Annotated in this window: 17 protein-coding genes and 1 pseudogene; 11 read left to right on the plus strand and 7 right to left on the minus strand. The window is 70.3% G+C overall.

Annotated features, from left to right (window positions below):
- Positions 1-169: 169 nt before the first annotated feature.
- Positions 170-1,120: an SCO1860 family LAETG-anchored protein gene (locus ACFYP5_RS05500; protein ID WP_389030967.1), complete on the minus strand. Its 951-nt coding sequence runs from the start codon at positions 1,118-1,120 to the stop codon at positions 170-172.
- A gap of 338 nt (positions 1,121-1,458) precedes the next feature.
- On the minus strand, positions 1,459-2,559 hold the full coding sequence (locus tag ACFYP5_RS05505) for an amidohydrolase family protein (protein ID WP_389030970.1): 1,101 nt from the start codon (positions 2,557-2,559) through the stop codon (positions 1,459-1,461).
- Positions 2,560-2,664: 105 nt separating this feature from the next.
- On the opposite strand from ACFYP5_RS05505, the gene ACFYP5_RS05510 reads away from it, so the two are divergent.
- The 6 genes from ACFYP5_RS05510 to ACFYP5_RS05535 all read left to right on the plus strand — a co-directional run bounded on the left by ACFYP5_RS05510 (position 2,665) and on the right by ACFYP5_RS05535 (position 8,501).
- Positions 2,665-3,771 carry a pyridoxal-phosphate-dependent aminotransferase family protein gene (locus tag ACFYP5_RS05510; protein WP_389030972.1) on the plus strand — a complete coding sequence of 369 codons (1,107 nt, stop codon included), beginning with the start codon at positions 2,665-2,667 and terminating at the stop codon, positions 3,769-3,771.
- Positions 3,772-4,080: 309 nt separating this feature from the next.
- Positions 4,081-4,611, plus strand: a complete 531-nt coding sequence (ectA, locus tag ACFYP5_RS05515; RefSeq protein ID WP_389030975.1) for a diaminobutyrate acetyltransferase — start codon at positions 4,081-4,083, stop codon at positions 4,609-4,611.
- Positions 4,612-4,704: 93 nt separating this feature from the next.
- Positions 4,705-5,973, plus strand: a complete 1,269-nt coding sequence (gene ectB / locus ACFYP5_RS05520) for a diaminobutyrate--2-oxoglutarate transaminase (protein WP_389030977.1) — start codon at positions 4,705-4,707, stop codon at positions 5,971-5,973.
- A 104-nt stretch (positions 5,974-6,077) separates the two neighbouring features.
- Positions 6,078-6,476: an ectoine synthase gene (locus tag ACFYP5_RS05525; RefSeq protein ID WP_030920010.1), complete on the plus strand. Its 399-nt coding sequence runs from the start codon at positions 6,078-6,080 to the stop codon at positions 6,474-6,476.
- Between the two features lie 3 nt (positions 6,477-6,479).
- Positions 6,480-7,373, plus strand: coding sequence for an ectoine hydroxylase (thpD, locus tag ACFYP5_RS05530; protein ID WP_389030980.1), 894 nt, complete (start codon positions 6,480-6,482; stop codon positions 7,371-7,373).
- A gap of 111 nt (positions 7,374-7,484) precedes the next feature.
- A complete protein-coding gene (locus ACFYP5_RS05535) occupies positions 7,485-8,501 on the plus strand; it encodes a VOC family protein (RefSeq protein ID WP_389030983.1) in 1,017 nt (338 codons plus the stop codon).
- A gap of 95 nt (positions 8,502-8,596) precedes the next feature.
- Here ACFYP5_RS05535 and ACFYP5_RS05540 read toward each other — a convergent pair.
- A pseudogene (locus tag ACFYP5_RS05540) lies at positions 8,597-8,803 on the minus strand (hypothetical protein); the annotation flags it as partial.
- On the minus strand, positions 8,800-10,845 hold the full coding sequence (locus ACFYP5_RS05545) for a beta-galactosidase (RefSeq protein ID WP_389030986.1): 2,046 nt from the start codon (positions 10,843-10,845) through the stop codon (positions 8,800-8,802). The pseudogene ACFYP5_RS05540 and the gene ACFYP5_RS05545, both read right to left, overlap by 4 nt.
- 180 nt (positions 10,846-11,025) lie before the next feature.
- Here ACFYP5_RS05545 and ACFYP5_RS05550 point away from each other — a divergent pair, with 180 nt between their 5' ends.
- Genes ACFYP5_RS05550 through ACFYP5_RS05565 form a run of 4 tightly spaced genes read left to right on the plus strand, consistent with a single transcriptional unit; the run spans position 11,026 to position 15,235 of the window.
- Complete coding sequence (locus tag ACFYP5_RS05550; RefSeq protein ID WP_389030989.1) at positions 11,026-12,345, plus strand: ABC transporter substrate-binding protein; 1,320 nt, start codon at positions 11,026-11,028, stop codon at positions 12,343-12,345.
- Positions 12,342-13,268 carry a carbohydrate ABC transporter permease gene (locus ACFYP5_RS05555; RefSeq protein WP_389030992.1) on the plus strand — a complete coding sequence of 309 codons (927 nt, stop codon included), beginning with the start codon at positions 12,342-12,344 and terminating at the stop codon, positions 13,266-13,268. Before ACFYP5_RS05550 ends, ACFYP5_RS05555 begins: the two co-directional genes overlap by 4 nt.
- Positions 13,265-14,131, plus strand: a complete 867-nt coding sequence (locus ACFYP5_RS05560; RefSeq protein ID WP_389030995.1) for a carbohydrate ABC transporter permease — start codon at positions 13,265-13,267, stop codon at positions 14,129-14,131. The genes ACFYP5_RS05555 and ACFYP5_RS05560 overlap by 4 nt, the downstream gene beginning before the upstream one ends.
- 42 nt (positions 14,132-14,173) lie before the next feature.
- On the plus strand, positions 14,174-15,235 hold the full coding sequence (locus ACFYP5_RS05565) for a LacI family DNA-binding transcriptional regulator (protein ID WP_389030997.1): 1,062 nt from the start codon (positions 14,174-14,176) through the stop codon (positions 15,233-15,235).
- A 4-nt stretch (positions 15,236-15,239) separates the two neighbouring features.
- Here ACFYP5_RS05565 and ACFYP5_RS05570 read toward each other — a convergent pair whose 3' ends face one another.
- On the minus strand, positions 15,240-16,307 hold the full coding sequence (locus ACFYP5_RS05570) for an alkene reductase (protein ID WP_389031000.1): 1,068 nt from the start codon (positions 16,305-16,307) through the stop codon (positions 15,240-15,242).
- Between the two features lie 172 nt (positions 16,308-16,479).
- Here ACFYP5_RS05570 and ACFYP5_RS05575 point away from each other — a divergent pair, with 172 nt between their 5' ends.
- Positions 16,480-16,974 carry a MarR family winged helix-turn-helix transcriptional regulator gene (locus ACFYP5_RS05575; protein ID WP_389031003.1) on the plus strand — a complete coding sequence of 165 codons (495 nt, stop codon included), beginning with the start codon at positions 16,480-16,482 and terminating at the stop codon, positions 16,972-16,974.
- 4 nt (positions 16,975-16,978) lie between these two features.
- On the opposite strand, the gene ACFYP5_RS05580 is transcribed toward ACFYP5_RS05575, so the two are convergent.
- Positions 16,979-18,040 carry an aminotransferase class V-fold PLP-dependent enzyme gene (locus tag ACFYP5_RS05580; RefSeq protein ID WP_389031006.1) on the minus strand — a complete coding sequence of 354 codons (1,062 nt, stop codon included), beginning with the start codon at positions 18,038-18,040 and terminating at the stop codon, positions 16,979-16,981.
- 109 nt (positions 18,041-18,149) lie between these two features.
- On the minus strand, positions 18,150-18,869 hold the full coding sequence (locus ACFYP5_RS05585) for a DsbA family oxidoreductase (protein ID WP_389031008.1): 720 nt from the start codon (positions 18,867-18,869) through the stop codon (positions 18,150-18,152).
- Between the last annotated feature and the right edge of the window lie 333 nt (positions 18,870-19,202).

The following is a 19,202-nucleotide window of genomic DNA, read 5'->3' on the forward strand; positions in this document are numbered from 1 at the left end:
CCCGGGGGGGGGGGGGGGGGGGGGGGGGGGGGGGGGGGGGCCGCGCGCCCCCCCCCGGGGGGGGGGGGGGGGGTGTGGGTGCTCCCCCCCCCCCCCCCCCCGCTCCCCGCCTCCTTGTTTCTCGCCCGTCCGCCTCTACGCCCCGTCGGCCCCCTCTGGCCCGGTCGCGTCAGTCCTGGGCGCGCCTGCGGGCCACGACCATGGCTCCCGCACCCAGCGCCAGCAGCAGGGCCGCGCCGCCTGCGATGTAGGGCGTCGTGGAGCTGCCGCCGGTCTCCGCGAGACTTGTGTCGACCGCCGCCGGGGCGTGCCCGGTCCCGGTCTGGGGCTTCACATCGGTGCCGCCGTCGCCGTTGTCGCCACCGGTGGTGCCGCCGTCGCTGCCGCCCGCCGGCTTCGTGGGCCTGGGTGCCTTCGGGGTCTCGCAGGTCGCCTCGGCGAGCGTGACCTCCCCCTTGACGTCGGCGACGTTCAGCTTGAGCGGGTTGACCGACACCTCCAGGCGGAGCGCGGTGGCCGCCGCGGTACGCGACGTGGTCCGCGTCTTCGACAGGTCGAGCCTCACCTCGCCCACACCCGGCACGTCGACCCGCGTGGTGCCGCCCGAGGTGAGCGTGACCCGCTTGCCGAGGACCGAGACATGGCCCAGCACATTGGATTCGGCGACGGGCTCGCGGCCCACCTCGCAGACCGCCTTCGAGGTGACCTTCTCGACCTCGATGAGCGAGAGCAGCGGCAGTCCGGGCAGATGCACACGGGCCTTCGCCAGGTTGCTGTAACCCTCCGCCCGATGCTTGTCGACGGTCGCGTTCGCCGTGGCCACGTCGGCGCGCAGCACGCTGAACGGGCGCCCGTGGTTCACGCCGTCGAGCCGCACGCGGAGGGCGGTCTGCTCGGCACTCGCCGGGGCGTGCACCTCGTTCAGCGTGGTCTTCAGCGGCACATCGACGGTCTTGCTCAGGAGCGATACATCGAGTGCGGTACGGAGCACGACCGCGCTCGCCTTCCCGCCACCGGTGGTCGTGGTGGCTCCGGTGGCGTGCGCCGGGGCGGCGACCAGCAGAGCGACGGGAGCGGCGGCGACCGCCAGGGCGGCCAGGCGGAAGGTGTTGCTGTTCAAGATGGTGGAACCCCCACAAGAGACATGGAGCCACCGGCGCCGCCCAATGGGGGACATCGCGGGCGCCGGCGGCCTCGACTCCGTGAATCTTTACGCACAGAGGGTGAACTGACAGACAGGCGTGGCGAGTTCACTCCAAAGGGGGGTTTCCGCCCCTGTATTCGAATATCGAGGTACGTCTGTTCCTTCGGTGTTCCTCACCGTCACCCGATTCGCCGAGCGCCTGTGCGGTGTGAGGCAACCGCACCGGAGCATGACCAGAAGTGCTGCAACGAGCGCGAGGGCGGTTCGGTCACCGGCTGTCAACATGCCGGCTTCTCCACCGGGACACGGTTGCGTCAGCCGATCACGCGCCCGTTCAGCACCACCTGGCGCGGCGCCGCCAGCACCCTTACGTCCGCCCGCGGGTCCTCGTCGTACACCACCAGGTCCGCCGGGGCGCCCTCCTCCAGCCCCGGCCGCCCGAGCCACGCGCGGGCACCCCAGGCGGTCGCCGAGAGCGCCTCGCGCGCCGGGATGCCGGCCTTGACCAGTTCGGCGACCTCCTCCGCCACGAGTCCATGGGCCAGCGAGCCGCCCGCGTCGGTGCCGACGTAGACCGGCACCCCTGCGTCGTACGCCGCGCGCACGGTGTCGTAACGACGGTCGTACAGCTGCCGCATATGTGCCGACCAGCGTGGGAACTTGGCCTCGCCGCCCGCCGCGAGGTCCGGGAACGTGGCGATGTTGACCAGCGTCGGGACGATCGCGACGCCGCGCTCGGCGAAGAGCGGAATGGTGTCCTCGGTCAGGCCCGTCGCATGCTCGATACAGTCGATCCCGGCCTCGACGAGATCGACGAGAGCGGCCTCGGCGAAGCAGTGCGCGGTGACCCGTGCGCCGAGCCGGTGCGCCTCGGCGATGGCCGCCTCGACCTCGCCGCGCGGCCAGCAGGCGGTCAGGTCACCGGCGTCCCGGTCGATCCAGTCGCCGACCAGCTTGACCCAGCCGTCGCCGCGCCGAGCCTCCTGCGCGACGTACGCGACGAGATCGCCGGGTTCGATCTCATGGGCGTAGTTCCGGATGTACCTGCGGGTCCTGGCGATATGACGGCCGGCCCGGACGATCTTGGGAAGGTCCTCGCGGTCGTCGATCCACCGGGTGTCGGAGGGTGATCCGGCGTCCCGGATGAGCAGCGTGCCGGCCTCCCGGTCGGTGAGCGCCTGCTTCTCGCTCGTGGCGGCGTCGACCGGGCCGTGGTGATCGAGCCCCACGTGGCAGTGGGCGTCGACGAGACCCGGCAGCACCCAGCCGGTGACGGTCTCCGCCGCGTCCGCGCCCGGCGGCCGCTCGTACGAGATCCGCCCGCCGACCGCCCACAGCTCGTCCCTGACGTCGTCGGGACCGACGAGCACCCGCCCCTTCACGTGCAGCACCGGCTGCGCCTTGTGATCACTCATGGCAGCACTGTACGAGGCGGTGTCCGGGGGGCCCTGGGTACTCTCGACGGAAGCGCTGTTCGCACGCCGAACCGCAGGCCGACCCGATCCGAAGAGAGCACCACCGTGACGCACCCCTTCCTCGACCTCGCCCCGCTCACCGCCGCGCACTTCGCCGCCATCGAGCAGCGGGTGGCCGGCCTCCTCGCCACCGAGCAGGACGTCGTCATCATGCAGGGCGAGGCGTTGCTTCCCCTCGAAGGCTGCATCCGGGGCGGCGCCCGGCCCGGTTCGACCGCGCTGAACGTGGTCACGGGACCGTACGGGCAGACGTTCGGGAACTGGCTGCGGGACTGCGGTGCCAATGTGATCGACCTGGCGGTGCCGTTCCACACGGCGGTCACCGCCGACCAGGTCGCGCAGGCGCTCGCCGCGCACCCGGAGATCGATTTCGTCTCGCTGGTCCACGCTGAGGCGGCGACCGGCAACACCAACCCGGTCGCCGAGATCGGTGAGGTCGTCCGGGCACACGGGGCGCTCTTCATGCTGGACGCCGTCGCGTCCGTGGGCGCCGAGCCGCTGCTGCCGGACGTGTGGGGTGTCGACCTGTGCGTGATCGGCGCACAGAAGGCGATGGGCGGCCCGGCCGGAGTGTCGGCGGTGTCGGTGAGCGAGCGCGCCTGGGAGCGGATCGCCGCCAATCCCGAGGCCCCGCGCCACTCGTACCTCTCCCTCCTGGACTGGAAGGAGCGCTGGATCGACGGCGGCCGCACGGCGCTCCTGCACGCCCCCGCACAGCTGGAGATGCTGGCGCTCGAGGCATGCCTGGAGCGGATCGAGGCGGAGGGCCCGGAGGCGCTGATGGCCCGGCACGCGGCGGCCGCAGCGGCCACGCGGGCGGGGGCGGTGGCGCTCGGCTGCGGCCTGGCGCCTTATGTGCACGAGGCGAAGGATGCGGCGCCGGTCGCCACGACGCTGCGCGCCCCGGCGGGAGTCGACGCCGCCGGGCTGGTCGCCAAGGCGCTCGCGACCGACCCCTCGCTGCCGCTGATCGCGGGCGGCGGGGCCCTGGCCAAGGAGATGATCCGGGTCAATCACTACGGTGTGGACGCGACACGGGGCGTGGTGCAGTCCTCGATCGCGGCTCTGGGATCGGCGCTGGCCGATGAGGGCCGGCAGGTCGACTTCGAAGCTGCCCGCAAGGCCGTTTCGGAAACCTGGCCGAGCGAATAAGAATTCATCAATACGGGGAGCTGCTTTATCGAGAGCAGCTCCCCGTATTCTTGTGCCCGCTCTCCCGGAGCCTAAACGCCAAAGTTTCGACAACGCCGATCGGCACAATTCGGTTGCGTCTCCGGGGAGTTACAACTCTGTGATCGACTCCACAACGCAGTCGATTTGCGGCATTAATAGGGGCCAAAACGGAATAAATCGACGAAGTTTCGCGCCGGGGCGCGCGCCCGCGTGATAACACAGCGGCTCACTTCACCCAACCCCTTACCTCGATGCAATTTTCGAATTTGCTGGGTAAATTCCATTCGCATGACCGCCGCACCAGCAGATCTTGCACGTGCCCGAAGCGAATTCATCACCATCGACACCCCACGAGTGGAGGACGGGGCCGCGATCTGGCGCATCGCCCGCGACTCCGAGGTCCTGGACCTCAATTCCTCCTACAGCTACCTGCTGTGGTGCCGTGACTTCGCGGCGACCTCCGTGGTCGCCCGCGACGCGACCGGCGAGCCGGTCGCCTTCGTGACGGGATACATCCGGCCCGACCGCCCCGAGACGCTCGTCGTCTGGCAGGTGGCCGTCGACCACGGCCATCGCGGCATCGGACTGGCCGCCGAGCTGCTGGACTCGCTGACCGCGCGGGTCGCCGCGGACCAGGGCCTGGCCCGGGTCGAGACGACCATCACCCCCGACAACACGGCTTCCGACCGGCTGTTCACCTCCTACGCGCTCCGCCACGACGCGGCCGTGGAGCGCGAAGTCCTCTTCGACGGCGGGTTGTTCCCCGAGGGAACGCATCTGCCGGAAGTGCTCTACCGCATCGGTCCGTTCCACGTCTGAGGTGCACCCCGGCCGACACGCCCGAGCCCGGCGTCGGCCGAATCACCTCGTCTCACCGCCGCCCGACACACCCCCACAAGCAGGAGATCCCCTGTGACCATCACCCCGCCCGCCCTGAGTGTCTTCGAGACCCTGGAGTCGGAGGTCCGGAGCTACTGCCGCGGTTGGCCCGCCGTGTTCGACCGTGCGCAGGGCGCCCGGCTGACCGACGAGGACGGCCACTCGTACCTCGACTTCTTCGCCGGCGCAGGATCCCTCAACTACGGCCACAACAACCCGGTGCTGAAACGTGCGCTGATCGACTACATCGAGCGCGACGGCATCACCCACGGTCTGGACATGGCGACCACCGCGAAGCGCGCCTTCCTGGAGACCTTCGACAACGTCGTCCTGCGGCCGCGCGACCTGCCGTACAAGGTGATGTTCCCCGGCCCGACCGGCACCAACGCGGTCGAGGCCGCGCTGAAACTGGCCCGCAAGGTGAAGGGACGCGAGTCGATCGTCTCGTTCACCAACGCCTTCCACGGCATGTCGCTCGGCTCGCTCGCCGTCACCGGCAACGCCTTCAAGCGGGCCGGGGCCGGCATCCCGCTGGTGCACGGCACACCGATGCCGTTCGACAACTACCTCGACGGCCGGGTCCCGGACTTCCTCTGGTTCGAGCGGCTTCTCGAGGACCAGGGTTCGGGTCTCAACCAGCCCGCAGCCGTGATCGTCGAGACGGTACAGGGCGAGGGCGGCATCAATGTGGCGCGGCCCGAGTGGCTGCGGGCGCTGGCCGATCTCTGCCGCCGCCGCGACATGCTCCTGATCGTCGACGACATCCAGATGGGCTGCGGCCGCACCGGTGCGTTCTTCTCGTTCGAGGAGGCCGGCATCACCCCGGACATCGTCACCCTGTCGAAGTCCATCAGCGGCTACGGACTTCCCATGTCGCTCTGCCTGTTCAACCCGGAGCTGGACATCTGGGGCCCGGGCGAGCACAACGGCACCTTCCGCGGCAACAACCCGGCGTTCGTCACCGCCGCCGCCGCGCTCGACGCCTACTGGGCGGACGGCCAGATGGAGAAGCAGACGCTGGCCCGCGGTGAGCAGGTCGAGCAGGCGCTGCTCGCGATCTGTGACGAACACGCCCGGCTCGGCGCGCAGTCCCGCGGCCGCGGCCTGGTCCGGGCGCTCGAGTTCACCGATGTCTCGCGCGCCGCCGCGGTGTGTGCGCGCGCATTCGAGCTGGGGCTGCTGGTGGAGACCTCGGGCCCGCGGAGCGAGGTCGTGAAGCTGCTGCCGCCGCTGACCATCACTCCCGAAGAGCTGGACGAGGGCCTGCTCACGCTGGCCCGCGCGGTGCGCGACACCGCCTGACCGCCCGGCCGAGGAACCACGCGACATCCCGACCGTCTGACCGGGTCCACCCCGGGCAGGCCCGTACAGAAGTACCGCTGCAGAGAGAAAGGCTCCGACTCACCGTGATCGTCCGATCGTTCAGCGACATCGAGAACACCGACCGGCATGTGAAGGCCGCTTCCGGCACCTGGGAGAGCAAGCGCATCGTGCTCGCCCAGGAGAAGGTGGGCTTCTCACTCCACGAGACCACGATGTACGCAGGTACCGAGACGTCGATGTGGTACGCGAACCACATCGAGGCCGTCCTGTGTGTCGAGGGCGAGGCCGAGCTCACCGACGACGAGACCGGCGAGACGCACTGGATCACCCCAGGCACGATGTACCTGCTGGACGGCCATGAGCGCCACACCATGCGGCCCAAGACCGACTTCCGCTGCGTCTGCGTCTTCAACCCTCCCGTCACCGGACGGGAGGAGCACGACGAGAACGGTGTCTATCCGGTACTGACCGAGGAGGGCTGAACCATGACCACCGATGTACGCACCGACCTGTATCCCACCCGGCGCACGGCCGAGATGACCACACCCCGCCAGGACCCGGTCATCTGGTCCGCGCCCGGTGCCCCGGGCCCGATCGCCGTAAAGGATCTGCAGGGTTTCGAGCGGGACGGCTTCCTCACCGTCGACGAGCTGATCACACCGGACGAAGTGGCCGTGTACCACGCCGAACTGGACCGGCTGATCGCCGATCCTGCGGTGCGGGCCGATGAGCGGTCGATCATCGAGCCGAAGTCGCAGGACGTACGGTCCGTCTTCGAGGTCCACCGGATCAGCGAGGTCTTCGCCCGGCTGGTGAACGACGAGCGGGTGGTGGGCCGGGCCCGCCAGATCCTCGGTTCGGACGTGTACGTCCACCAGTCGCGTATCAACGTCAAGCCGGGCTTCGGTGCTTCGGGGTTCTACTGGCACTCGGACTTCGAGACCTGGCACGCCGAGGACGGTCTGCCGCACATGCGGGCCGTGTCCGTGTCGATCGCGCTGACCGAGAACCACGACACCAACGGCGGGCTGATGATCATGCCCGGTTCACACAAGTCCTTCCTCGGCTGTGCGGGCGAGACGCCGAAGGACAACTACAAGCAGTCCCTGAAGATGCAGGACGCCGGCACCCCGTCGGACGAGGCGCTGACCAAGCTGGCCGACCGGCACGGCATCAAGCTCTTCACCGGCCGGGCCGGTTCGTCGACCTGGTTCGACTGCAACTGCATGCACGGCTCGGGGGACAACATCACCCCGTACCCGCGCAGCAATGTCTTCATCGTCTTCAACAGCGTGGAGAACACGGCCGAGGAACCGTTCGCGGCGCCGGTGCGGCGCCCGGAGTTCATCGGGGCACGCGATTTCTCGCCGGTGAGGTGAGGCGCTGACGGGCCGAGCCCGGGGTGACAGGGGCCGGGACGACGTTCGTCGTCCCGGCCCCTGTCGAAAGTTGGTGGACCCCGGCGGCCGGCAACGGCGACAGTTGGTCCCATGACCTCACTTGTACGTCACATGACCTTCGACTGCGCCGACGCCTACAAGCTCGGCAGTTTCTGGGCCGAGGTGCTCGGTTCCCGGCTGTCGGACGACGACAGCCCCGGTGATCCCGAGGCGCTCGTCGAGACCCCCGGTGCCGCGCTGCTGTTCGTTTCGGTGCCCGAGCCCAAGAGCGTCAAGAACCGCGTCCACCTGGACATCCAGCCGCAGGACCGCACCCGGGACGAGGAGGTCGAGCGGCTGCTCGCCCTCGGCGCCACGCTCGTCGGCGACCACCGCAGGCCCGACGGCCGGGGCTGGGCGACGCTCGCCGACCCCGAGGGCAATGAGTTCTGTGTGGAGTGCAGCGCCGTCGAGCGGGCCACGCTGACCGCGACCCGGCTGCCGGTCACCGCGCACGATGTGACCACCGCGGTCCATCTCGCGCTCGCCGCGCTCCGCGAGGTTCCGGAGGACCACTGGCGGGCCCCCGCCGGGTCGCTGGAGTGGGACTCCTGGGAGACCGTGGAGCATCTGAACGACGACCTCTTCGCGTACGCCGCCCAGTTGGGCCCGAGGAAGCCGCCGCTGGACCGCGAGGTCCCGTTCCGCTGGGGAGCCGACCGCAAGGGCGGCCCGGCGAACTCGATCTTCGCGAACCCTGACGCAGGACCGGTCGGGCTGCTCCAGACCCTGGAGGCGAGCGGCGCCCTGCTGACGGCGATGGTGCGGACGACCGCGGCGGACGTCCGCTCCTACCACTCCTACGGGGTGTCCGACCCGGAGGGCTTCGCGGCCATGGGAATCGTGGAGACCCTGGTCCATACGCACGATGTCGTCCAGGGCCTGGACATCTCCTGGGCGCCGCCCGCCGGCCTGTGCGACCGCGTGCTGGCCCGGCTGTTCCCGGACGCCCCGGACGACGCCGACCGGTGGACCGTCCTGCTCTGGTCCACCGGCCGCGCCGAACTCCCCGGGCGGGAGCGCGTCACCTCGTGGAAGTGGCGCAGCGCGCCGCTCGATGCCGCCTGAAGGCCGTCCCGTGCTCCCTGGCGGTGGGAGAACCGGCTCGCTGCCGGGAGCGGCGTCGCGTTGTGATCGAACAACGCCTGGTTCTCCCACGCGTTGCCAAACGCCGGGTCTGCCGGGTGCCGTCCGCCGCCGGTGACGGCGGTCCGCGCGGGCTCCCCGTACACGCCGCCGGGACCGCGACCCTCCGGGACTGCCTCGCCGGCGTTCGTGACGTCCCGCAGGGTTCGCCGCCTGACCGGCCGGTGCGGCGGGGTGACCGGTGACCACCGTTGCGCGGGAATTGCGGGGCTCGGGCGACTCAGCCGTCGAGGCGTACAACCCGGACCGCGCCCGCCGGAACGACGAGGCGGCCCACGGTGTGCTCGCCGGTGAGGAGTTCGGTGCCGGGGCCGTCGACCGGCACCTTCACGTCGTCCCCGGTGTGGTTGATCGCGAAGAGGTACGTGCCGCTGTCGCCGGTGCGGCGTACCACCTCGACGTCGTGCGGGAGGCCGGTGCGCGGTGCGATGCGGGCGTCGTCGCAGGCCCGGTCGAGAACGGCGTCGAGGTGGGATCCGGACAGCCGGGTGGAGATGTACCAGGCGGTGCCCCTGCCCAGGCGGTGCCGGGTGACGGCGGGGCGGCCCGCGGGAATTCCGTCGGCGTAGGACCAGACGGTCTCGGCGCCACGCGGGATCACCACGTCCGACCACAGGTCTCCGGTCAGCTCCGGGCCTTCGGCGGCGCCCTCGGGTGTGATCAGGCGGACCGTCCCGCCCTCGCCGAGTGGTGAGAACTCCTCGATCGTCAGCCCGAGTACGTCCCGCAGGGCGCCCGGGTACGGCCCCGGGTGCACGGCGTCCTGGGTGTCGACGATGCCGGAGAAGTACGAGACGACGAGCGTGCCGCCGTCCTCGACGTAGCTCCGGAGGTTACGGCCGGTCTCCTCGGTGGCGAGGTAGAGGGCCGGGACGACGACCAGCGGGTACCCGGACAGGTCGGCGTCCGGGTGGGCGAAGTCGACGGTGAGGTGGCGGTCGTACATCGAGGCGTAGAAGGTGTCGGCACGCTCGCGGGCGTCGTGGTCCTCGCTCGGGCGCCACTCCAGCTTCTGCGCCCACCAGGACTGCCAGTCCCAGAGCATGGCCGCGTCCGCGACGGTCCGGGTGCCGCGGATGCCGCTCAGCAGGCCGAGGCCGGCACCGAGCCCGGAGACCTCGCGCCACACCCGGGAGTCCGTACCGGCGTGCGGCACCATCGCCGAGTGGAACTTCTCGGCGCCGCTGCGGGACTGCCGCCACTGGAAGAACATGGCGCCGTCGGAGCCGCGCGCGACATGGGCGAGGCTGTTGCGGGCCATCTCGCCCGGGCGCTTGGCGGGGTTGCGAGGCTGCCAGTTGACGCCGCTGGTGGAGTGCTCCAGGAGCAGCCAGGGTGCGCCGCCCGCGACGGAGCGGGTGAGGTCGGCGGCCATCGCGAGATTGACATGGGTGCGGCGGCCGTCGGTGATCAGATAGTGGTCGTTGGTGACGAGGTCGGTCTCGCGGCCCCAGGCCCAGTAGTCGACGGAGTCGCACTGGCTGAGGGCGGTCATGAAGTTGGTGGTGACCGGGATACCGGGAGCGAGGCGGTGCAGGATGTCCCGTTCGCTGCAGAAGTTCTCACGCATGGTGGCGTCGGCGAAGCGGGCGTAGTCCAGGCGCTGCGCCGGGTTGGCGACGGTCGGAGTGGCACGGGGCGGGTCGATCTCGTCGAGACTGCGGTAGCGCTGGCCCCAGAAGGCGGTGCCCCAGGCTTCGTTGACGGCGTCGACGCCGCCGTGGCGGCCGGCCAGCCAGCGACGGAAGTGGGCGGCGCAGTTGTCGCAGTAGCAGGCACTGACCGGAACGCCGTACTCGTTGTGGACGTGCCACATCGCGAGCGCCGGGTGGTCCGCGTACCGGCGGGCGAGCTGTTCGGTGATGTTCGCCGCGGCCGACCGGTAGGCGGGGTTGCTGTGGCAGATCGCGCCGCGTGACCCGAAGGCGTAGCGGACACCCTCGCGGCTGACCGGGAGGGCCTCCGGGTGGGCGCGGTAGAACCAGGCGGGCGGGGCGACGGTGGGGGTGCCGAGGTCGACCCGGATGCCGGTCTCGTGCAGCAGATCGAGGACCCGGTCGAGCCAGCCGAAGTCGTAGCCGCCGGGCTCCGGTTCGAGAAGCGCCCAGGAGAAGATCCCGACGCTGACCATGGTCACGCCGGCTTCCCGCATCAGGGCCACGTCCTCGTGCCAGACCTCTTCCGGCCACTGCTCGGGGTTGTAGTCGCCGCCGAAGGCGAGCCGGCGCAGACCGTGCGGGGCAGGCTCGGGCGCGGTGTGCGGCATGGGTGTCTCCTGGGCTCTTTGGTACAACTTCTGGGAACGTGCACACACATTCTCGGTGGCGCAGATCCAACATAACCGCACAGCAACAACCATTGACAAGCATCGGATTCGTTTCTCTACTGTGAACGCTCACAGCGCACCTCGGCGCTGCACCCTCGCTTCTCGTCAGGGGAGAACTCCATGAAGTACCGCATCGTCGCGGTGTCCACGGCCGCTGCACTCGCCGCCACCGGCCTGCTCTCGGGCTGCGGCTCGTCGGACGACGACAGCGGGGACGGCCCGGCCGCATCCGGTCCCGTCTCACTCACCTACTGGGCCTGGGCGCCCGGCCTGGACAAGGTCGCGGACATCTGGAACGCGGGCGAGGGCAAGAAGACCGGCATCAAGGTCACGGTGAAGAAGCAGGCGTCGGGCGACGACCTGGTCACCAAGATCATCACGGCGGCCAAGGCCCACAAGGCCCCCGACCTGGTGCAGGCGGAGTACCAGGCGCTCCCCACTCTGGTCTCCAACGACGTGCTCGCCGACATATCCAAGGAGGCGGGCGACGCAAAGGGCGAGTTCGCCGAGGGCGTCTGGCAGCAGACGACCCTCGGATCGGATGCCCTGTACGCCGTCCCGCAGGACTCCGGCCCGCTGATGTTCTACTACCGCCAGGACCTGTTCAAGCAGTACGGCCTGTCCGTGCCGACCACCTGGGACGAGTTCGCCGGGACGGCCCGCGCGCTGAAGAAGAAGGCGCCGGGCAAGGACCTCACCACGTTCTCCTCGAACGACTCCGGTCTCTTCGCGGGCCTCGCCCAGCAGGCCGGGGCGAAGTGGTGGACCACCGGCGGCGACAAGTGGAAGGTCGCCATCGACGACGCCGCCACGCGGAAGGTCGCCGACTTCTGGGGCGGCCTGGTCAAGGAGGGCGCCGTCGACAACCAGCCGATGTACACCCCGGCCTGGAACAAGGCGCTCAACACCGGCAAGCAGATCGCCTGGGTCAGCGCGGTCTGGGCGCCCGGCACCCTCACCACGGCGGCGCCGGACACCAAGGGCAAGTGGGCCATGGCCCCGCTCCCCCAGTGGACGGCCGGTCAGAACGTCACCGGCAGCTGGGGCGGCTCCTCCACCGCCGTCACCAACGACTCCAAGAACAAGGCCGCCGCCGCGACGTTCGCGAAGTGGCTGAACACGGACTCCGAGGCGCTGGCCGCGCTGGTCAAGGAGAGCGGCATCTACCCCGCCGCCACGGCCGCCCAGACCGGCGGCGCGCTCGCCCAGGCCCCGGACTACTTCTCCAACCAGCCCGACTTCTACACGAAGGCCGCCGAGATCGCGAAGGGCACCGCCCCCGCCGCCTGGGGCCCGAACGTGAACGTCGCGTACACCGCCTTCAAGGACAACTTCGCCGAAGCCGCCAAGAGCAGGTCCGACTTCGGGCCCGCCCTGACCGCGATGCAGGACGCCACCGTCGCCGACCTCAAGAAGCAGGGCTTCGGGGTCTCCGAGTGACACGCGCACGCCGCAGGAGCGCGTACGGGGTCAAGAGCGCCCCGTACGCCTTCCTGGCCCCCGCCACCGTGCTCTTCCTGCTCTTCTTCGCCCTTCCCATCGGGTACGCGCTCTACCTCAGCTTCCGCAGGACCGAGGTCAAGGGGCTCGGTCTGGGCAGGGGCGCCCGCGAGGAGATCTGGGCCGGCTTCGCCAACTACGCCGGTGCGCTCTCCGACTCGGAACTGCTGCACGGCGCGCTGCGCATCCTCGGCTACGGCGCGATCGTCGTCCCCGTGATGCTCGGCCTCGCCCTGCTGTTCGCCCTGCTCCTGGATACCGACCGGCTCCGGCTGCGGGGCTTCTCCCGGCTCGCGATCTTCCTGCCGTACGCGATCCCGGGCGTCGTCGCCGCACTCATGTGGGGCTTCCTCTATCTCCCGGACGTCAGCCCGTTCTACTACCTCCTCGACAGGGCGGGGCTCCCGCAGCCCGGTCTGCTCGACGGCGGCCCGCTGTATCTCGCCCTCGCCAACATCGCGGTCTGGGGCGGCACCGGCTTCAACATGATCGTGATCTACACCTCGCTGCGGGCGATCCCGGCCGAGGTGTTCGAGGCGGCACGGCTGGACGGCTGCTCGCAGCTGCAGATCGCGCTCCGGATCAAGATCCCGATGGTGGCGCCGTCGCTGGTCCTGACGTTCTTCTTCTCGATCATCGCCACGCTCCAGGTGTTCAGCGAGCCGACGACGCTGAAGCCGCTCACCAACTCGCTCTCCACCACCTGGAGTCCGCTGATGAAGGTCTACCAGGACGCCTTCGTCAACAACGACATCTATGCGGCGGCCGCTCAGGCGGTCATCATCGCCGTCGCCACCCTGATCCTGTCCTTCGGCTTCCTCAGGGCGGCCAACTCCCGTACCCAAAAGGGAGATTCCCGATGACCGTGCCGCACCTCGCATCCGCCCCCGCAGGCCCGCGCCGCTTCGCGCTCGTGCCGACCGCCGCGCTGCTCCTCGGCGCGCTCTACTGCCTGCTGCCCGTCGCCTGGGTGCTGGTCGCCTCGACCAAGTCCGGCAGCGAGCTGTTCTCCACCTTCACGTTCCTGCCGGGCACCGGCTTCCGCCGGAACGTCGCCGAACTGTCGGCGTACCGCGACGGCGTGTACTGGAAGTGGATGGCCAACTCGGCCTTCTACGCCGGAGCCGGCGCCCTGCTGTCCACAGCCGTCTCTGCGGTATCGGGGTACGCCCTGGCCGTGTACCGGTTCCGCGGGCAGGAGAGCATCTTCAACATCCTGCTGGCCGGCGTGCTGATGCCGCCGGTGATCCTCGCCGTACCGCAGTACCTGCTGCTGGCCGAGGCCGACCTGACGGACTCCTACCTCTCGGTCCTGCTGCCGGTGATCCTCTCCCCGTACGGTGTGTATCTCGCCCGGATCTACGCGGCCTCCGCCGTACCGGGCGATGTGATCGAGGCGGGACGCATGGACGGCGGCGGCGAGTGGCGGATCTTCCGCACCATCGCTGTGCCGATGATGCTGCCGGGTCTGGTGACCGTCTTCCTGTTCCAGTTCGTCGCGATCTGGAACAACTTCCTGCTCCCGTACATCATGCTCGGTGACGACGAGAAGTTCCCGGTCACCCTGGGCCTCTACACCCTGCTCCAGCAGGGCTCCACCACCCCGGCCCTCTATACCCTGGTGATTACCGGGGCGCTGCTGGCGATCGTCCCGCTGATCGCGCTGTTCCTCGTCATCCAGCGCTTCTGGAGCCTCGACCTGCTCTCCGGCGCCGTAAAGTCCTGACCGGTCCCCGCCAGGGCTTCCATTGATGAAAGATCATGCACCATGAGCCGCACAGAACAGCCCGGACAGCCAGGACGGCACGGACAGTCCGGCACGGGACGCCGCAGGCCGCCGACCATCCATGACGTGGCACGGGAGGCCGGGGTCTCGCGCGGCACGGTCTCGCGGGTACTCAACGGCGGGCACAACGTCAGCGCGGCCGCGCTAGATGCGGTCAACTCCGCGATCCGCAAGACCGGCTACACGGTGAACCGGCACGCCAGGTCACTGATCACCGGCCGCTCCGACTCGGTGGCGTTCCTGCTCACCGAGCCGCAGGAGCGGTTCTTCGAGGACCCGAACTTCAATGTGCTGCTGCGGGGCTGCACCGCCGCGCTCGCCGCGCACGACATCCCGCTGCTCCTGATGATCGCGGGGACCGAGGCGGAACGCCGCCGGAACATGCGGTACATCGCCGGTCATGTGGACGGGGTACTGCTGGTCTCCAGTCACTCCGGCGACCCGGTCGCCGCCCGGCTGCACGAGGCCGGGGTCCCGCTCGTCGCCTGCGGCAAGCCGCTCGGGCAGGGCTCGAAGGTCAGCTACGTGGCGGCCGACGACCGGGACGGCGCCCGGGACATGGTGCGTTATCTGTACGAGTCGGGGCGCCGCCGGATCGGTACGGTCAGCGGCCCACTGGACACCCCCGGCGGCGTCGAACGACTGGCGGGCTACCGCGAGATGCTCGCCGAGTGCGGGCTGCCCGCCGACGACGCGCTGATCGTCCCGGGCGACTACAGCCGGGCGAGCGGCGAGGCGGCCGCCTCGCTGCTGCTGGAGCGGGCCCCCGACCTCGACGCGGTGTTCGTCGCCTCCGACCTGATGGCGCAGGGCGTGCTGGCCGCACTGGAGAAGGCCGGCCGGCGGGTGCCGGAGGATGTCGCGGTCGGCGGCTTCGACGACTCGCCCGCGGCGCTGGCGTCCCGGCCCGAGCTGACCACGATCCGGCAGCCGTGGGACCGGATCAGCGCCGAGATGGTACGGGTGCTGCTGGCCCGGATCGGCGGGGAGGAGCCGGCCGCGGTGATCCTCCCCACCGAACTGGTGCGTCGGGATTCGGCGTAGGTCTTCAGGCTCCCAGCGCGGGGTAGTCGACGTACCCCTTCGCGTCCCCGCCGAAGAAGGTGGACGGGTCCGGGGTGTTGAACGGGCCGCCGGCCTTCAGCCGGGCGGGCAGGTCCGGGTTGGCGATGAACAGCGCACCGTACGAGATGATGTCGGCGATCCCGTCGTCGATCACCGCGTGGTCGTCCGGTCCGGTCGGTCCGTCCGTGAGCACGTTGATGACGAAGGTGCCGGAGAACTGCTTGCGCAGCGCGAGGGTCAGCTCGCGGATCTCCTTCGCCTCCAGGACGTGCAGATAGGCGAGGCCGAGCGGTTCGATCTCCTGCACCAGCGCGGTGTAGGCGGCGTCCGGCGCGGGCTCGTCGATGTCGTTGTACGCGTTTCCGGGCGAGATGCGCAGCCCGGTGCGCTCCGCGCCGATCTCGGCGGCGACGGCCTTGACCACTTCGACGGCGAACCGGATGCGGGCTTCGTCGGAGCCGCCCCACTCGTCGGTGCGCCGGTTGGTGTTGGGCGCGAGGAACTGGTGGATGAGGTAGCCGTTGGCGCCGTGCAGCTCGACTCCGTCGAAGCCCGCGTCGACGGCGTTGCGGGCGGCGGAGGCGAAGTCGGCCACGGTCTGCCGGATCTCGGCGTCGGTCAGCTCACGCGGCTCGATGAAGTCCTTCGGTCCCACGTGGGTGTAGACCTGACCGGCGGCCTTGACCGGGGAGGCGCTGACCGGGGTCAGTCCGTCCGGCAGCAGGACCGGGTGGCCGATGCGGCCCGCGTGCATGAGCTGGGCGAAGATCCGGCCGCCCGCGGCGTGCACCGCGTCGGTGACCTTGCGCCAGGACGCGACCTGCTCCGGGCTGTGCAGCCCCGGGGTGAAGGGGTAGCCCTGGCCGACGACGGACGGCTGGATGCCCTCGGTGATGATGAGACCGGCCGAGGCGCGCTGGGCGTAGTACTCGACGGTGAGTTCGGTGGCGGTACCGCTGTCACCGGCACGGCTGCGGGTCATCGGGGCCATGGCGATGCGGTTGGCGAGCTGGGTGCCGGACAGGTCGATCGGGTCGAATGCGGTGGTCATGAGTACCCCTGAGGAAATTTACATGGTCGGCCAAGTATTTCGTCCTGCGCCACTGTAACGCATTACTTGGCCGACCAAGGTAAAGTTCGTGGAGAGCGCCGGAACCAGCCCCGGGCCAGGGCCCGATCCGCCGGACAGGCCGCAGCCGGAGCATCGCCCCGAGGAGTCCCCCATGAAGGCCGAATCCGCCGACCCCGTCTGTACCGAGCTGCCCAGTGCCGCCCGCGGCGGCCCGGTCAGCCACGCCGTCTCACGGGTCGCCCGGCTGCACCGGATCGCCGCCGGCAAGGCGCTCAGGTGCGCGGGGCTCTATCCCGGCCAGGAGTTCCTGATGATGTACCTGTGGGACGCGGGCGCGGCGCGTCAGTCGGAGCTGATCAAGGCGGTCGACCTCGATCCGTCGACCGTCACCAAGATGCTCCAGCGGCTCGAACAGGCCGGCCATGTCCGCCGCTGCCCCGACCCGGACGACCGGCGGGCCGTCCTGGTCGAGGCCAGCTCGGACAGCTGCGCCCTGCACTCGGATGTCGAGCGGGCCTGGACGAATCTGGAGGAGCGCACGCTCGCCGGCCTGGACGCGACGGAACGCACCGAACTGGCCCGGCTGCTGGCCAGGGTCGAGGAGAACCTCTCCCGCGAGGCCGGTAGCTGCCCGGAAGGCCGCTGACCGCTCAGCCCGCGAGCACCTCCAGCGCGTGGTCCACATCGGCCTGCGTGTTGTAGAGATGGAAGGCCGCCCGCAGATTTCCGGCCCGGGCCGACACCGCGATGCCGGCCCGGGCCAGCGCCGACTCGCGGCTTCCCAGCCCCGGCACGGCGACCACCGCGGACCGGCCGGGCACCGGCTCATGGCCGATCCCGGCCAGCGCGGTACGGAACCGGGCGGCGAGCGCGGTGTTGTGGGCGTGCACGGTGTCGATGCCGATCTCGGCCATCAGCGCGAGGGAGCGCTCGGCGCCGTGGTACGCGAGGAAGGCCGGTGCCTCGTCGAAGCGGCGCGCGGTGGCGGCGAGACGGCCGACGGGCCCGTACGTGCTGTTCCAGCGGTCCTCGCCGGCCACCCAGCTCGCGTACAGCGGCGACAGGGTCTCCTGCGCCTCCTCGGTGACGGTGAGGAACGACGTACCGCGCGGGCAGAGCAGGAACTTGAAGCCGCCCGTGACCGTGTAGTCGTACGCTCCGGCGTCCAGCGGCAGCCAGCCCGCGGACTGGGTGGCGTCGAGGAGGACCCGGGCACCGTGCGCGGCGGCCGCCGCGCGAACCGCGTCGAGGTCGGCGATCCGGCCGTCGGCGGACTGCACGGAGGAGAGGGCGACCAGTGCGGTCGTGGCCCGCACCGCCTCGGCCATGCCGTCCAGCGGGACGTACCGCATCCGCAGATCCCCACGGACCGAGAGGGGGCCGACGACCGAGCTGAACTCCCCCTCGGGAACCAGCACTTCGGCTCCCGGCTCCAGCGAGGCAGCGATCAGACCGACATGGACGGCGACCGAGCTGCCGGTGGCGACCCGCTCGGGACCGACACCGACGAGCCCGGCGAACCGGGTCCGCGCGGCGTCCACGGCGTCGAAGCTGCCCGCGCCCGCACCGGTGCCCGCGGCGTTCTCGTCGGCGAGCGTCTTCACCGCTTCGACGGTGCGACGGGGCAGCAGCCCGCAACTGGCGGTGTTGAGATACGTGGACTTGGGCGCAAACTCGGCGGCTACGGCCTGGGTGAGCGAGGAGATCTCCATGTCTCCAGCCTGAACGCCCCTCAACTCATCGTCAATCACGAAGAGTTGAGGGGTACACCCAAGCAATGCTCATCCATGCGGATGAGCGGTCGGCTGCGACGGCGCAGGATCAGCCCTGGCTGCCGGACTGCGGAACCTCGCAGGCCCCGTCGGCGTCGCAGGCGGCCCCGTCCGAGCCGATGGCGGTCAGCGGACGGTCCTTCCATGCCTGCTCCAGCGCCTGCGCGAAGACCTCGGCGGGCTGGCCGCCGGAGATCCCGTACCGCCGGTCGAGGACGAAGAACGGCACGGCGTTGGCGCCCAGCTCGGACGCCTCCTGCTCGTCGGCCCGCACCTCGGCCGCGTACGCCCGCGGGTCGGCGAGCACGGCGCGCGCCTCGTCGCCGTCGAGACCGGCCTCGACGGCGAGCTCGACCAGCACGCCGTCGTCGAAGACGGACCGCTCCTCGGCGAAGTTCGCCCGGTAGGCGAGCGTCAGCAGCTCGTCCTGGCGTCCGCGGGCCTTGGCGAGGTGGAGCAGCCGGTGGATGTCGAAGGTGTTTCCGTGATCGCGCCCCTCGGTCCGGTAGCCGAGCCCTTCGGCCTGTGCGTTGGCCGCGACGTTGGCCTCCATCGACCGGGCTTCCTCACGGGTACGCCCGTACTTCTGCGCCAGCATGTCGATCACCTGCGCGGTGTCGCCCTTGGCGCGGCCCGGGTCGAGCTCGAAGGACCGGTGCACGACCTCGACCTCGTCGCGATGGGCGAACCCCGCCAGGCCCTTCTCGAAGCGGGCCTTGCCGATGTAGCACCAGGGGCAGGCGATGTCGCTCCAGATCTCGACGCGCATGACTCTTCTTCTCTCCAGGCCGTTGTGCAGATGGATCGTGCGGCTGACCGGCACAGTTGTGTGAGGGCAGCGCGGAGGCACCCTCCGCTCCACCCGTCAACACGAACCCTGACCATGTCATTCCCGACCGGGCCGGACGACCGTCGGCCGCTAGGGCCTGTCCGGCGGATCAGGTCGGAGCGAAGGTTCGGCATCTGCAAAGCGCAGGTGAGCGGGGGTCTGGCGCGCTCAGCTGCGAGGCGGAGGAGGGCGTCGACGCGGAGCGTCGGCAACCGACGACAACGCCGCAGATGGGCGCGCCAGACCCCGCGTCTCCGACATGATCCGCCGGGC

Origin of the sequence: Streptomyces sp. NPDC005262 (assembly GCF_042872425.1) — a bacterium.
In the GTDB taxonomy this organism is placed as follows: domain Bacteria; phylum Actinomycetota; class Actinomycetes; order Streptomycetales; family Streptomycetaceae; genus Streptomyces.